Origin of the sequence: Halorubrum sp. Ea8 (assembly GCF_002252925.1) — an archaeon.
Classification (GTDB): Archaea; Halobacteriota; Halobacteria; order Halobacteriales; family Haloferacaceae; genus Halorubrum.
Genome location: NZ_NHPF01000121.1, coordinates 48078 through 62319, shown reverse-complemented (window position 1 = coordinate 62319; position 14242 = coordinate 48078). Strand labels below are relative to the sequence as shown.

Sequence of the window (14242 nt, the reverse complement as noted above, 5' to 3'; positions counted from 1 at the left end):
GGACCGCTCACGCCATCGACGCGATCTCGCCCACGGAGTCGGAGTCCACGAGCAGGATCACGTGGTCGCCCGGCCGGAGGACCGTGTCCCCGCGCGGCGTCACGAGCTGGTGATCGCGGGTGATCGCGCCGATGACGAACCGGGCGTCGGTGTCGGCGACGAGCTCCGAGATCGGTCGCCCCACGAGCCCGCATCCCTCGGTGAGCTCCAGCTCGAGGACCTCCGCCTGGTCGTTCTCCAACACGGCGATGTTCTCCGCGACGCTCTCGTAGGTGAACCGCGTGATCTCCTCGGCGGTCACGGTCCGCGGGTTGATCGCGATGTCGATCCCGATCTCCTCGAAGACGGTGACGTAGTCCGGGCTGTCGACGACCGCGATCACGCGGTCGACGCCGAGCCGTTTGGCGAGCACCGACACGAGGAGGTTCTTCTCGTCGGAGCGGAGCGCGGTGACGACGATGTCGGCCTCGTCGACGTGTTCGCGGGAGAGGAACTCCGTGTCGGTCGCGTCGTGTTCCATGACGACCGCCTTCGGAAGCTGCTCGGCGAGCCACCGCGCGCGGTCGGGGTCCTGCTCGATTATCCGGGGTTGCAGTTCTCGCTCCCCGAGGAGACGGGCGGTCTGATACCCGATCTCGCTTCCGCCGACGATCACGATGTCGTCCGCGTCGTCCGGCGTCGTGCGCGGGTCGACGTCGGTCGCGAACGCTTGGACGCTCTCCGGGCTCCCGATTACCACCGCGCGGTCGCCGGCCTTGATCCCGGTGTCGCCGCGCGGGATCGTCAGTTCCCCGTTGCGGAACAGCCCGACGAACGTGAGCGACTCGAAGCGGTCCGCCTCGGCGACGGTCTGCCCGGCCATGGGGCTCTCCTCCGCGATCTCGAACTCGGCCATCTGGACCATCCCGCTCGCGAACGGGTCGACGTCGATCGCGGCCGGGAGCCCGATGACCCGGACGATATTCTCCGCGGTCAGCAGGTCCGTACACACCATGAAGTCGACGCCGAAGGCGCCCTCGCTCCCCTCCCACGTCCGGAGGAAGTCCGTGCTCTTCACGCGGGCGATGGTGAACCCGTCGCCCAGCGTCTTCGCGGTGCCGCAGGCGACGAGGTTCGTCTGGTCGTTGTCGGTGCAGGCGATGACCATGTCCGCGCGGCCGACCTCCGCCGCCGTCTGGATATCGGAGGTCGTCCCGTCGCCGGCGATGGTGAGCACGTCGATCTCGTACTTGAGCTGTTCCGCGCGGTCCTCGTCGACGTCCACGACGACGACCTCGTGGTCCGACGAGAGGCTCCCAGCGATGCTCGTGCCGACCTCGCCGGCCCCGATAACGACCACATGCATGGACACAACGAGTTACCCGACCCTCAAGTTCGTTACTATCGGTGTCGCCGCGGTCGCCGGGAGGAGCGGGCTACGAGTCCCCGCCGATCCCGGCCTCCGCCGCCCCGCCGAACGACGAGGGGTCCGTCCACTCGTTCCGCCCGGAGACGGTGCGCTGCGGGAACGGGATCGAGATGTCCTCCTCGTCGAACCGCTTTTTCACCGCCTTCACGTAGTCGGCCCGCGCCTTCACGAAGTCGGCCCGCGACGGGTCGTCGATCCAGATCCGCGACTGCAGGCCGACGTACGAGTCGGCCAGTTCGTTGAGCCGGACCGACGGCGCGGGGTCGTCGAGGATGGCGTCGCTCTGCTCCGCCTCCTCGACGATGATGTCCGTCGCCTTCTCGACGTCGTCCTCGTAGTCGATCCCGAAGACGAACTTCAGGCGCAGCGTCCCCTTCGCGACCGGGTTCTTCACCACGTCGCTCGTCAGGGCGTGGTTCGGCACCGTGAGAAGCTCGTTGTCGAACGTGCGCACGCGGGTGACCCGGAAGGAGATGTCCTCGACGACTCCCGAGTGATCCTTCCACTCGATCCAGTCGCCGATGCGGAACGGCTTGTCGGTGTAGATGAACACGCCCGCGACGAAGTTCTTGATCACGTCCTGGAGCGCGAAGCCGATCGCGAGCGTCGCCGCGGCGGCGATCGTCGCCAGCGACCGCAGGAACCCCTGATACCCCGCCGCGCCGAACGCGACCGTGACGCCGGCGAACAGCACGAGGAACGCGACGATCTTCCCGAGCGGCCGCCGCGCGTGCTCGTCGAGGCCGCGCCTGTCGAAGAGCCGCAGCACGAGCGGCGCGATGACCGTCTTATACAGCAGGTACGTCGCGAAAACGACGGCGAAGAATATCGCTGCGTCGATGACGAACCCGGTCAGCGGCCCCAGAAACGGTTCCAGCGTCCCCGCGACGGCGACGACGTCGCTCGTCCCGCCCGCGGCGCCCATCAGTGGAGCACCGCCGTGTTCCCTCGCGTCTCCACGAGTTGGGCGTCGACGGCGTCGGCCAGCTCCGCGGCGAGCTCGTCGGTCGTGGTCCCGCCTCGGGCCGCCCGGAGGAACTTCACCTTCACGAGCTTGGCGTCGTCGAGCTGGTCGGCCGTCTCGTCGACGACGGCGTCGACGCCCTTCTTCCCGACCCAGACGGTGACGTCGAGGTCGTGCGCTTCCTTGCGGAGCTGTTGGTCGCTCATACGTCGATCACTCGGTCGCGGCAGTTGAAGCTTGAGGTTCGCGGGCGACGGGCCGTTCGGGCCCTGCGGGCGACGCTCGCGCCCGGATCGGCCGCGGTCATCTACTCGCGTTCGACGTCGCGCGTCGGTTCCCGGGAGCGCTCTCGCCGCACGTACTCGGCGGCGTCTTCCGGCGTTTCCGTCTCCAGGAGCCGGTCGAGCTTCCGCTCGAACTGTTCGTCGGTGAGGTCGCCCTCGGCGTACCGGCTCCGGAGTCGGTCGAGCGCGTCCCGCGTGCCCGCCGGCTCCTCGTCGACCGCGTCGCTCTCCGACGTCCGGTCGACCGCGGGTCCCTCGGCCCGCCCCGCCTCCTCGTCCCCGTCGAACAGCATCCCGACCACCGGCACGACGACGATGTAGCCGAACAGCATCAGCGGGAGCCACCACTCCACGCCGAGGAACAGGGCCGCGAGCCACGCTCCCGTCACGACCGTGCCCGCGATCTCGCTCGCGTTTCGCTCGAACCGCTCGCGCAGGGAGGACTCCGCCATCGTGCCGGTCCTCTCGGTGTGGCGACTAAATCGTATCGGCGGCCTCGGGGCGCTCCGTCGCCGTTTCTCCCGGCCGCGGCCAGAGTTAGATCCATCTAATTTTTTTCTTAGACCCAAAGCGTATTATGTTCCTACCGTCAAACGGTCGGTAATGCGCACCGACACGAACGAGGCCGCGGGCGTCTCTCGACGGCGGTTCGCCGGCATCGGCGCCGGCGTCCTCGCGGGGGGTCTCGCCGGCTGCACGGGGAACGCCGCCGATCCGGGAACCGGCGGCGGAAGCGACGGTGAGGGAGCCGACGACGGAGAGTACACGGTCGTGGCCTCTTTCTTCACGTTCTACGACTTCGCCGACACGCTCGCCGAGGGGACGGCACTGAGCGTCGAGAACCTCGTGCCGACGGGCCTCCACGGTCACGGCTGGGAGCCGGACCCGTCGATCCAGCGCCGGATCACCGACGCCGACGCGCTGGTCCACGTCGGCCCCGACTTCCAGCCGTGGGTCGACCGCGCGATCGAGACGCTGGAGGCGGAGTCGACCGAGACGGCGCTGATCAACGCCCGGGCCGGCGTCGAGCTGCTCGACCTCGCCGACTCGCTCACCGAGGACGAGGCGGTCGAGGACGCGAAGGACCCGCACTTCTGGCTCGACCCCCAGCGCGCGAAGGTCGCGGTCGAGAACGTCGCGGACGGGCTCGCGGCGCTCGCTCCCGACGACGAGGCGACGATCCGCGAGAACGCCGACGCGATCGACGCGGAGCTCGACGCGCTCGACGAGGAGTGGACGGCCGTCTTCGACGCCGCCGAGCGCGACGTGGCGTTCCTCGCCGCACACAACGCCTTCGCCTACGTCTCGGAGCGCTACGGCGCGACGATCGAGCCGCTGGTGGTGAACCTCGCGGCCAGCAACGACGTCCGGCCGGCCGACATGCAGCGGGCGCAGGACACGATCGCCGCCAACGACATCCGACACATCGGCGCGGCCGTGTTCGAGCCGATCCGGCCGGCGAGACAGCTCTTGGAGCAGACCGACGTCGAGGCGTACTTCCCGGTGACGCCGTACGCCGGCACCGCCGAGTCCTGGGTCGAGCGGGGGTGGGGGTACTTCGAGATCGCCCGTCAGGTGAACCTGCCCACCTTCCGGATCCTCCTCGGTCTCGACGACCCCGAGGACGTGACGTTCGCCGACTACGGCCGGAACTTCGAGCCATGAGCGGTGACACCCCCCTCGTCGACGTCCGCGGGCTGACGTTCGGCTACGCCGCGACGCCGGTCGTCGAGGACGTGGACCTGCGGGTCGACCGCGGCGAGTACGTCGGGATCGTCGGGCCGAACGGCTCCGGGAAGAGCACCCTGCTCCGCCTCCTTCTTGGCCTCCACGAGCCCGACGCGGGGTCGGCCGAGCTGCTCGGTCACCCCGCCCGGGCGTTCGCGGAGCGCGAGCGCGTCGGCTACGTCGCGCAGGACGTGACCGAAGACGAGAAGCGCATGCCGATCACCGTGAGCGAAGTCGTCCTCATGGGGCGGTTCCCGCACGCCGGCTTCGGCCGGGTGACCGCCGCCGACCGCGACCGCGTCCGCGACGCCCTGGCGACGGTCGGCATCGAACACCTCGCCGACCGGAAGATCACCGCGCTCTCGGGCGGGCAGCGCCAGCGGACGTACATCGCGCGGGCGCTCGCCGGCGAGGCCGAACTGCTCGTCCTGGACGAGCCCACCGTCGGCGTCGACGCCGAGTCGGTCGACGCCTTCTTCGACCTGCTCGACGAGCTCGTCGACGACGGGATCACCGTCCTCCTCGTCGAACACGACATCGGCGCCGTCATCGAGCACGCCTCGCGGGTCGTCTGTCTCAACCGCGAGGTGTACTTCGACGGCGAGCCGGCCGCGTTCGCCGAGAGCGACGCGCTCGACCGCGCGTACGGGACGAACGTCCGCCGCGAGGAAGGGGGGATCGTCACGTGACCCCCGCCGGTTCCGCGGCCGTCGCGTCGGCGGCGTCGCCCGCCGCCGTCGTCCCGCTCCTCTCCGCGCCGTACGACCTCCTCTCGCGGCTCGTCGGCCTGTGGAGCGACGGGCTCGGCTGGGTCGGCGACCGGCTCGGGATCGCGATGCTGGAGTACGTCTTCATGCACCACGCGTTCCTCGTCGGCGCGCTCATCGCCGTGATGGCGCCGCTGATCGGCACCTTCCTCGTCCACCGGCAGCTCGCGCTCATCGGCGACGCGCTCGCCCACACCGCGTTCGCGGGCGTCGCCGTCGGGCTGTTCGTCAACTCGCTGCTCGGGACCGGGATCTCGCCGTACGTCACCGCGATCGTCGTCGCCGTGATCGCCGCCCTGGCGATCGAGCTGATCGCCGAGACCACCGACGCGTACAACGACGTGTCGATGGCGATCGTGCTCTCGACCGGGTTCGCGCTCGGCGCGGTCCTCATCAGCCTGAACACCGGCGGGCTCGCGGTCGGGATCAACCAGTACCTGTTCGGCAACCTCTCGACGGTCTCGCGGGAGAACGCCGTCCTGCTGGTCGTCCTCTTCGCGATCGTCGCGCTCGTCGTCACGGTCACGTACAAACAGCTGCTGTACGTCACGTTCGACGAGACGGCGGCTCGCGTCGCCGGGATCAACGTCCCGTGGTACAACCGTCTGATGACGACGCTGACCGCCCTCGTCGTCGTGGGGGCGATGCAGATCATGGGCGTCATCCTCGTCGCGGCGATGCTCGTCGTCCCCGTCGCGGCCGCCGCCCAGCTCGCCCGCGGCTTCCGCGAGGCGCTCCTCGCGTCGGTCGTCTTGGCGCAGATCGCGGTGGTTGCCGGGATCACGCTGTCGTTCAACTACAACACCACCGCCGGGGGGACGATCGTCCTCGTCGCCGTCGGCGTCTACATCGTCGCGGTGCTCGCCGGGAAGGTCCAGTCGCGGCGGGCGGGGGACGAGGCCCCCGAGCGCGTCGACGGCGCCGAGCGGGCGACGGGCGAGGGCACCGACGTCGGCGGCGACGACGTCGCCGGAGCAGAGTCGACCGACTAGTCGGCCCGCTCCGTCGGCTCGTCGCGGAGGGTCCCGTCGAGCCCGAGACCGACGCGGTCGCCGTACCGGCTCCAGACGACCACCAGCGACGGGACGAGCAGGATCGAACAGAGGTACGCGTACAGCACGCCGAGCGCGAGCAGCACGCCGAAGTCCCGCAGGAGCGGGATCACGGCGAGCCACAGGACGCCGAGCCCGCAGACGGTCGTGAGCATGCTCCCGGTGAGCGCGCCGCCCGTGCCCGCGATTGTGATGTCGAGCGCGTCCTCGACCGCGTTTCCGGCCTTGAACTCGTCGACGAACCGGTGAACGAAGTGGACGGTGTAGTCCACGCCGAGTCCGATCGAGACCGAGAGGATCGGCGCGTTGATCGGCGTCAAGGGGATGTCGAACAGCCGCATCGAACCCACGAGCAGGCCGACCGTGACGAGGACGGGCACGAGGTTGAGCAGGCCGTACACGGCCTTCCCCTCCAAGTAGGCGTAAGAGAGCGCGAGGAACACGGCCGTGAGCACGAACGCGGCGATCAGGCTCCGGATCGCGGACTCGGTCAGCCGGTCGATCACGGCCTCGTTGACGACGAGGTCGCCCGTCGGAACCGCCTGCAAGGGAGTGCGCTCCGCGAGCGCCCGGACGCCGGCCACCGCTTCCGAGTCGTCGGCGCCGGGGCGGATCGTGTAATCTATCCGCGCGCTCCCGCGGTCGGCGGCGAGGTACCCGCGCGCCCGGTCCCGGTCGGGCGAGTCGAGCAGCGCGTCGTACACCTCGTCGACGTTGCGGTCGGGGACGCCCGTCCCGAGCCGGTCGTTGCGGTCCACGAGCGCGCCGAACTCTGGATCGCGCGCCGCCCGGTCCTCGATGACGGTCACGACGCTCGTGGAGGCGGCCCGGCGCTCGTCGGTCGTCTCGAAGGCGTCCGGCGGATCGCGCGTTGTCCGGTCGATCAGCTCCAGGGCGTCGTCGTCGCGCACGGACTGGTCGACGTACAGGGTCACGCTCCCGACGAAGCTCTGCTCGAACTCCTCCTCGAACAGCGTGAGCACCCGGAGGAAGGTGTAGTCGGTCGGCGCGAGCGGCTCCGGCAGGTTCGAGTACGCCTCCAGCCGGTCCTCGTCTGGGAAGAACGCCTCCTCCGAGAACTCGGTGTTCACGCCGGTCCCGTACGCGCCCCCGACCGCGCCGCCGACGAGCAGGACGGCGACGACCGCCACGGGCGCGACCTTCGAGAGGTCGACCCCGACGCGGAGCACGCGCCCGAGCCGCGAGCCGCCCGACCCGAGCGGCGTCGTGCCGAACGCCGGGATCGGCAGCCGCTCGCGCCAGCGGTTGACCACCACCTTCGTCGCCGGGAGAAAGACGCCGAACACCGTGAGCGTGAACGTGATCCCCGCCGCGGCGACGAGCCCGAAGTCCCGGTTAGGCTCGAAGGGACTCACGAGGTTCGAGGCGAGCCCGAACACCGTGGTGATCGTGACCAGCAGGAAGGCGATCAACAGCTGATCGGTCGTGGTCCGCATCGCCGCCGCGATCGAGAGCCCCTCGCCGCGCTCCTCCCGGTAGCGGTTGACGATGTGGATCCCGAAATCGATCCCGACCGCGAGCAGCAGCGGGAAGACGGTAATAAGGGAGTCGGAGAAGGGGATCCCCGCGTATCCCATGAACCCGAAGGTCCACAGGAGCGACATGAGCAGGGCGGCGAGGCCGATCCCCATGTCGATCGGGTCGCGGTAGGCGAACACGAGGAAGCCCAATATCAGGAGCAGCGCCGCGGGGAACACGATGACCGCGGTGTCGGTCAGCAGCGCCGTGACCTCCGACTGGAGGATCCCGTCGCCGAAGAGGACCGCGTTCTCGCCGGCCTCGTTGCCCGGCACCGAGTCGACCACGTCGACGCTCCGCGTCTGTAGCTCTGTCACTCGGGCCGTCGTGGCCGCCTCGGGCAGGTCGTAGGTGACACCGACGATGGCGGCCCCGGCTCGCTGGGCTGTCGGGTTGTAGTCGACAGACACCTGCGCCGCGACGGCGCCGGACGCGTCGGCGTCGGCGATGGCAGTCCGCAGCTCGCTCGGCGTCGCCTCCGCGACCGCGTCGCGGCGCTCGCCCGGCGTCTCCGCGGTCGGGTCCAACCGTCGGGCGACCGCGTCGGCGTGGCTCGTCGTCGAGCTCACTCTCAGGGTCGACCGCGACTCCAGCCGCTCCTGAGTCTCTAGGACCCGTATCAGCGCCGATCGCGAGAGCACGTTGTCGCCGGTGACGATCACCTGCGCCGACGTCGCCGACCCGCCGATCGACGTCTCGAACTCCTCGTCGATGTCGTCGAGCGCGCGCTGGGCGGGGATGTCCTGCGTGAACTGGTCGGCGCCGGCCGAGGTGGTGATCCCCCCCACCCCGCCGACGGCGACGACGCTGATCAGGAGGAAGACGGCGATCACCGCCACCGGTCGCTCCGTGACGAGCTCGTCGACCCGCTCGACGAGCCGGTCGGCCGCGGTCACCGTCGCCTCCGTCGACTCAGGGCCCCCCGGTCGCTCGGAGACGCGCGGGCATTGGTGTCGCCCATCAGGTCACCGCCGCCGGTACCGGACGAGCGCTCCCGCGCCGGCGACCACGACGAGGAGGCCGACGGCGAGCGGTAGGAGTGGGAGCCCGCCGTCGTCGGTCGGTTCGGTCACCTCGACGGGGTACTGGGCGACGTCCGATATCCGGTCGTTACCGCGCTCGTCGTCGTAGCGGAAGTCCAGCTCGATCGGGTGGGTCTCGACGGTCGCCCCGGGCGCGGCCGCCACGTCGAAGGCAATCTCGGTCGACTCGCCGGGCGCCAGCTCGTCGACGAACGCCTCGTCGTCGGGGGCCGACAGCGGGCTGTCGGCGTACAGCCCGGCGTTGATCGACGAGAGCGTCTCCGGGCGCTGATTCGTGATCTCGAAGGTGATCCGCCGGGTCTCGCCCGCCGGGACGGTCGCGTTGTCGGCGGCGAGCTCGAACTCGGGCTGCCGCGGCGCGACCTCGATCCGCCGGGTCTCCTCGACCGCGATGGCCGAGTCGCCGTTCGTGTACTCGGTGGTGAACCGGAACTGCCGGGGGCCGGGGTCGGCGCTCCCGCTCACCTGGGCGTCGAACGAGAAGTCGACGGACTCGCCCGCCGGGATCTCCGGGAGGGCGTACCGCCGCTCGCCGACCGTCACCCGGTCGCTCTGCGGGTCGGCGACGAGCACCGCGTCGTCGACGTCGAGCGGCCCCTCGTTGGTGAGCGTCCCGCTGACGCTCCCGGAGTAGCCGACCTCCAGGCTCCCCTCCACGCCGTCGATCGAGAACGACTGCTCGGAGATCGGCACCACGCCGGCCCGGGACGCGGGAGAGGTCTCGTCGATCCCGTCCGCGTCGCGGTAGTCGACGGTGGAGACGAGCGCGTACGCCCCGCCGCCGAAGTCGGGCGAGACCGTCGACTCGAACGTCACCGTTCGGTTCTCGCCGGGCGCCCAGTCGCCGACGAACGACTCGGCGCTCCCGTCGCTTCCGATGACGGCCTCGCTCCCGGTCGTCGTTCCGGTGACGACCGCGTCGCGAGCGACCTCGTCGCCGACGTTCCGCATGGTTGCGGTGACCTCGCCGCCCCCGCCGACCTGCGCCTCGGTGCCGGTCTCGACGATCGCGAAGCGCGCGCCGTCGTCGACGACGATCGTGACGTCGAACCGGTCGGTACCGCGCCGGTCCTTGTGGTCGTTGAACTCGGGGATGATCTCGAAGGTGTACCGGTAGCGGGCCGTCACCTCGACCTCGTAGGAGCCGTCCGGCACGTCGTCGGGGACCGTCACCTCGAGCGGGACCTGCACGGGGCTCGCGTCGGTCCGCACGTCGCCGACGACCGTCCGGCCGTCGCCGACCTCGATCGGCACGTCGCCGTCGTCGACCGAGAGCGTGAGTCCGCGCGCCGTCGTCACCCGCGGGTCGAGCTGGTTGCCGAACTCCATCTCGCCGGTGTTGAGGACGTCCAGCGTCACCGTCGATTCCGCGCCGCTCGGCACCGTCCGCTGGGAGGCGAACAGATCGAGCGCGGGCGAGCCGCGGATCTGGCGCTCCGTCGTCTGCGCGGCGATACCGCCGTCCGCCGTCGGACCGACCGCGGCGGTCCGCGCGCCGTCGACGTCCTGCCCGGCCGTGGAGGCCTGTCCGACCGGCGCCGCGGCCCCGGCGAACGCGGCGGCGCCGACGAGGGCCGTGACGGCGACGACCGCGAGAGCGAGCGCGCCCGCCCGCGCTGGCCGGCTCATCTCTCGCCTCCGCCGTTTCTCCCATCGACCGCGTGGGGGCGCCGAATCGGGGACCGACCGCCGGACGCGTCGCGTCGAGTCATACGGTCGTGTGGGTCGCTCCCGTGTTAAGCGTGTTGAATGAACGTTCAATCAAGAGCGTTTTGTGCGTGGCCGCGGTGGACTCACCATGCACGACCCGTTCGCGGAGCCCGCCGACACTCGCCAGGCCATCTTGGGGGCGGCGTTCCGCGCGCTCTGCGAGCACGGGTACGCCGACCTCACGATCAGCCGGATCGGCGAGGAGTTCGACAAGAGCCCGTCGCTCGTCTATCACCACTACGACGGGAAAGACGAGCTGCTCGTCGATCTCCTCGGGTTCCTGCTCGACGGGTTCGAGGCGTCGGTGTCGGCGGGCGAGTTCGACTTGACGCCCCACGAACGGCTCGACATCTACCTCTCGGCGACGACCGACCCCGGCTCCGTCGACGACGAGCACGCGCCGGACGCGCAGTTCCTGACCGTCATCGTCGAGCTCCGAGCGCAGGCCGCCAGCGACGGCGCCTACCGCGACCACTTCGACCGCAGCGACCGCGTGTTCGAGGCGTTCCTCGAACGGACCGTCCGCGAGGCGGCGGCGGAGATCGACGGCGGCACCGACGTCGACGCCGACCGCGACGGGGACGATTCGACCGATCCGCGCGGCGACGCGTCCGCGATACCCCCCATCGAGGTGGCCTCGACGCTTCAGACGCTCGCGACCGGGGGAATGCTCCGCTGGGCGACGACCGCCGACCGGGACTGGACCGACGACACCCGTCGCGGCGCCCGTCGATATCTGGAGGCGATGCTCCCGCGGGTCGACGTCGAGGGGTGAGCCTGGAGCGAAGCCGGGGCTGACCGGGAACGACCTCTCGGGGGATAGGTGGCCCGGGAACGAGGGGTCCGGCGGTCAGCGTTCGGTGACGCCTTCGACGTCCATCCGCGTGACCTCCTCTTCGAGCCACTCTTTCAGCCACTTCACGCGCTTGATGCGCTGGTGGGCGATGCTCTCGGCGCTGTCGGAGACAACGCGCTCGGTGTGGTCGTGGGCGCGCTGGAGGACCCGGTCGACCATCTTCGCGGCGTCCATGTGCGTGCGGGACTCGTACCCCATCCGCAGCAGCATCAGCACGGCGCCGTTGGCGCCGACCTTGTCCAGCACGTCGGCCTCGATCAGACACCGACTCTCCAGCGGCACGTCCGCCAGATCGCCCGTGTACGAGTGGTCGACGACCGCCCCGCACACCTCCTCGATGAACGACTCGGGGTAGTTGCCGCGGCTCTGGAGATACTCTCGGGCGACCCGCGCGCCGGCCTCGGCGTGCACGTCCTGTTCCGCCTCAAGCTTCGCGACGTCGTGGAACACCGCGGCCACGCGGACCACGTCGACGTCGGCGCCCTCCGCCTCGGCTATCTCGGTCGCGAGGTCGACGACGTTGACGATGTGGTTGAACCGGTACTCCGCGGAGTGCCAGGGGTACCAGCGCATCCGCCCGCCGTCCTCCTCGCTCTCGACGCTGGCCGCGAGGTAATCCCTCACAAACCCCATCATCTCCTCGAAGTCCTCGTCGCTCACCTCCGTTTCCTTAATCTCGACGCCCACGGAGACCACCCCGGGCGAAAAACTCGTGATTCATTACCGGTACCGAGGAGCGTTTCGTTCTTAGTCGTTACGACGGGGGGCGATCGGCTCCGCTCGGGCCCGACGCGTCGGCCGCCGGCGGTCTCGGCGCTCTGGCCGTCCGCGGACTCGCGGCGCGCTCGCGGCACCCCCGCACTCCGTCCGTGCCCCCGGAGGAAGTGACCCGCCGGGCGACGCGGCGAGGCTCTTAAGAACGGCCGGCGACGACCCGAACGTATGTGGCGCCCCTGGGGTGACGGCGAGAAGGCCCGCTTCCAGCGGGCCGCAGGGGTGAACATCTTCGGCAACGCGCTGAAGATCGCGGTCGTCGGCGCGACCGGACTGGCCTTCGGCAGCGTCGCGCTCCTCGCCGACGCCGCGCACTCGGTCGCCGACCTCGTCGCCAGCGCGGTCGTGTTCGTTTGGGGGGGCTCCCGGTACGACGCCGCCGACGAGACGCACCCGCACGGCCACCAGCGGATCGAGCCGCTGACGGCGCTGTTCGTCGGTGCGGTCATCGTCCTGCTCGGCGTGCTGCTGCTGCGGGAGTCCGTCTCGGAGTTCCTCGGATCGCCGGATATCACGGCCAGCCCGATCCTCGTCGCGGCGCTGCTGTTCGCGCTGATCGACATGTACCTCCTCTACCGGTACACGGAGCGCGTCAACGCGACCCTCGGGTCGACGGCGCTGACCGCGCTCGCGGCCGACTGTCTCAACGACATCTACACCACCGTCGCGGCGCTGTTCGGCGTGTTCGGCGCCCTGCTCGGGTTCCCCGTCCTCGACCCGGTCGCCGGCGCGCTGGTCAGCGTCCTCGTCGTCTACCAGGGCGTCGAGATCGGCCGCGAGAACGTCACCTACCTCGTCGGCGCGGCGCCCCCGGCCGGGGACCGCGAGCGGGTGACCGAGGCGCTCCGCGAGCACCCGGCCGTCGAAGGCGTCCACGACTTGACGGTGTATTACGACGGGACCGACCTGGAGGTCGAGGTCCACGTCGAGGTCGACGGCGGGATGACGCTCCGCGAGGCCCACGAGGTCGAGACGGCGCTCGTCACCGGCCTCCGCGACCTGGACGACGTCGGCGATGTCCACGTTCACCTCGACCCCTCCGGACTCGGCGAGTGGAAGGACGCCGAGGACGCCCCCGACGGGATCGACCTCGGTACCTGAGCCCCCGCAGGCGGGGACGACGACCGTGTGCGGCGCCGTCGGAGACGGAGCCGGCGCGATTCCCGACGGAACCGACGCGACTCCCGACGGAACCGACGCGACTCCCGACGGAACCGACGCGACTCCCGACGGAACCGACGCGACTCCCGACGGAGCAGACGCACTCTCGATCCGGGGAACCGGCGCGACTGATCGGCGAGGGGACGCATCCGACCGCGCTTCGGACCGCCCGTCCGAAACCGGAACGCGACTCGACCGTCGTGCGGGTTTTGCCCCTCGCGGCTCTACCGATCGCATGTTCGGACGCCGCTGGCTGGAGATGACGTGGCGCGACGGGCTGTTCTGCCACTGGCCGGTCGATCCGGCCGTCGTCGACGAGACGCTCCCCGAGCGGCTCACGGTCGCCACGCACGACGGAGACGCGTACCTCGGCGTCGTCGCCTTCGTGATGGATGACATCCGCCCGCGAGGCGTCCCCTTCGGGCTCTCGTTCCCGGAGCTCAACCTCAGGACGTACGTCGAGGGGCCGAGCGGCCCCGGCGTATATTTCTACAACCTCGACGCCGACGACCGCCTCGGCGTCGCGGTCGCCCGGCGGCTGTTCGCCCTGCCGTACTACCGCGCCGAGATGAGCGCGACCCGTCGAGACGACGGGGCCGTCCGGTTCCGGAGCCGTCGGACGCACCGGGGGGTCCCGGACGCCCGCTTCGACGCCACCTACGGTCCGGCGGGCGAGCCGTTCGCGGCCGAGCCGGGGTCGCTCGCGGCGTTCCTCCTCGAGAACTACCGCTTCTACGCGGACGGAAATCGCCTCTACCGCGGCGAGATCGCCCACGAGCCGTGGACGCTGCGAGAGGGAACCGCCGATCTCCGAGAGAACACGCTCTTCGGGGCGAACGGCTTCGAGCGCCCCGCGGGCGAGCCGCTCGTCCACTACGCGGAGCCGGTCGACGTGAGCGCGGACCGGCTCCGGCGGGCCTGAACTCGGAGTCTCGGCGCCACCCGAGAGGCCGCCG

General features: G+C 70.5%; 13 protein-coding genes. 6 read left to right on the top strand and 7 right to left on the bottom strand.

All coding sequences use genetic code 11. From position 1 onward, the window contains the following. Window positions 1-7 precede the first annotated feature (7 nt). The 4 genes from trkA to DJ74_RS14640 form a co-directional block, all read right to left on the bottom strand. Complete coding sequence (gene trkA / locus DJ74_RS14655; RefSeq protein ID WP_094527717.1) at window positions 8-1345, bottom strand: Trk system potassium transporter TrkA; 1338 nt, start codon at window positions 1343-1345, stop codon at window positions 8-10. A gap of 70 nt (window positions 1346-1415) precedes the next feature. Next, window positions 1416-2333 (bottom strand): mechanosensitive ion channel family protein, encoded by a 918-nt coding sequence (locus tag DJ74_RS14650; protein WP_094527716.1) that lies wholly within the window; start codon window positions 2331-2333, stop codon window positions 1416-1418. Continuing rightward, entirely contained in the window at window positions 2333-2578 is a 246-nt protein-coding gene (locus tag DJ74_RS14645) for a YhbY family RNA-binding protein (protein WP_094527715.1), read from the bottom strand. The genes DJ74_RS14650 and DJ74_RS14645 overlap by 1 nt, the downstream gene beginning before the upstream one ends. A gap of 101 nt (window positions 2579-2679) precedes the next feature. Beyond that, window positions 2680-3108: an SHOCT domain-containing protein gene (locus DJ74_RS14640; protein ID WP_094527714.1), complete on the bottom strand. Its 429-nt coding sequence runs from the start codon at window positions 3106-3108 to the stop codon at window positions 2680-2682. A 151-nt stretch (window positions 3109-3259) separates the two neighbouring features. On the opposite strand from DJ74_RS14640, the gene DJ74_RS14635 reads away from it, so the two are divergent. Genes DJ74_RS14635 through DJ74_RS14625 form a run of 3 tightly spaced genes read left to right on the top strand, consistent with a single transcriptional unit; the run spans window position 3260 to window position 6143 of the window. Then, window positions 3260-4321 carry a metal ABC transporter substrate-binding protein gene (locus DJ74_RS14635; RefSeq protein ID WP_094527713.1) on the top strand — a complete coding sequence of 354 codons (1062 nt, stop codon included), beginning with the start codon at window positions 3260-3262 and terminating at the stop codon, window positions 4319-4321. Then, a complete protein-coding gene (locus DJ74_RS14630) occupies window positions 4318-5073 on the top strand; it encodes a metal ABC transporter ATP-binding protein (RefSeq protein ID WP_094523057.1) in 756 nt (251 codons plus the stop codon). Before DJ74_RS14635 ends, DJ74_RS14630 begins: the two co-directional genes overlap by 4 nt. Next, window positions 5070-6143 (top strand): metal ABC transporter permease, encoded by a 1074-nt coding sequence (locus tag DJ74_RS14625; protein WP_094527712.1) that lies wholly within the window; start codon window positions 5070-5072, stop codon window positions 6141-6143. Before DJ74_RS14630 ends, DJ74_RS14625 begins: the two co-directional genes overlap by 4 nt. Here DJ74_RS14625 and DJ74_RS14620 read toward each other — a convergent pair. Together DJ74_RS14620 and DJ74_RS14615 are read right to left on the bottom strand one after the other, a co-directional pair. Continuing rightward, on the bottom strand, window positions 6140-8638 hold the full coding sequence (locus tag DJ74_RS14620) for an RND family transporter (protein WP_094527711.1): 2499 nt from the start codon (window positions 8636-8638) through the stop codon (window positions 6140-6142). The two genes, DJ74_RS14625 and DJ74_RS14620, sit on opposite strands and share 4 nt — an antisense overlap. 69 nt (window positions 8639-8707) lie before the next feature. Beyond that, the gene (locus DJ74_RS14615) at window positions 8708-10414 is read right to left on the bottom strand and encodes a COG1361 S-layer family protein (RefSeq protein WP_094527710.1); all 1707 of its coding nucleotides are present in this window, start codon (window positions 10412-10414) and stop codon (window positions 8708-8710) included. Window positions 10415-10583: 169 nt separating this feature from the next. Between DJ74_RS14615 and DJ74_RS14610 the strand changes: the two genes are divergently transcribed. Further along, entirely contained in the window at window positions 10584-11270 is a 687-nt protein-coding gene (locus tag DJ74_RS14610; RefSeq protein ID WP_094523065.1) for a TetR/AcrR family transcriptional regulator, read from the top strand. Window positions 11271-11345: 75 nt separating this feature from the next. Here DJ74_RS14610 and DJ74_RS14605 read toward each other — a convergent pair whose 3' ends face one another. Then, window positions 11346-12047 carry an HD domain-containing protein gene (locus tag DJ74_RS14605; protein ID WP_094523067.1) on the bottom strand — a complete coding sequence of 234 codons (702 nt, stop codon included), beginning with the start codon at window positions 12045-12047 and terminating at the stop codon, window positions 11346-11348. Between the two features lie 246 nt (window positions 12048-12293). On the opposite strand from DJ74_RS14605, the gene DJ74_RS14600 reads away from it, so the two are divergent. Both DJ74_RS14600 and DJ74_RS14595 read left to right on the top strand, forming a co-directional pair. Beyond that, the gene (locus tag DJ74_RS14600; protein WP_094527709.1) at window positions 12294-13226 is read left to right on the top strand and encodes a cation diffusion facilitator family transporter; all 933 of its coding nucleotides are present in this window, start codon (window positions 12294-12296) and stop codon (window positions 13224-13226) included. 295 nt (window positions 13227-13521) lie between these two features. Further along, complete coding sequence (locus DJ74_RS14595) at window positions 13522-14208, top strand: YqjF family protein (RefSeq protein WP_094523071.1); 687 nt, start codon at window positions 13522-13524, stop codon at window positions 14206-14208. The last annotated feature ends 34 nt before the right edge of the window (window positions 14209-14242 follow it).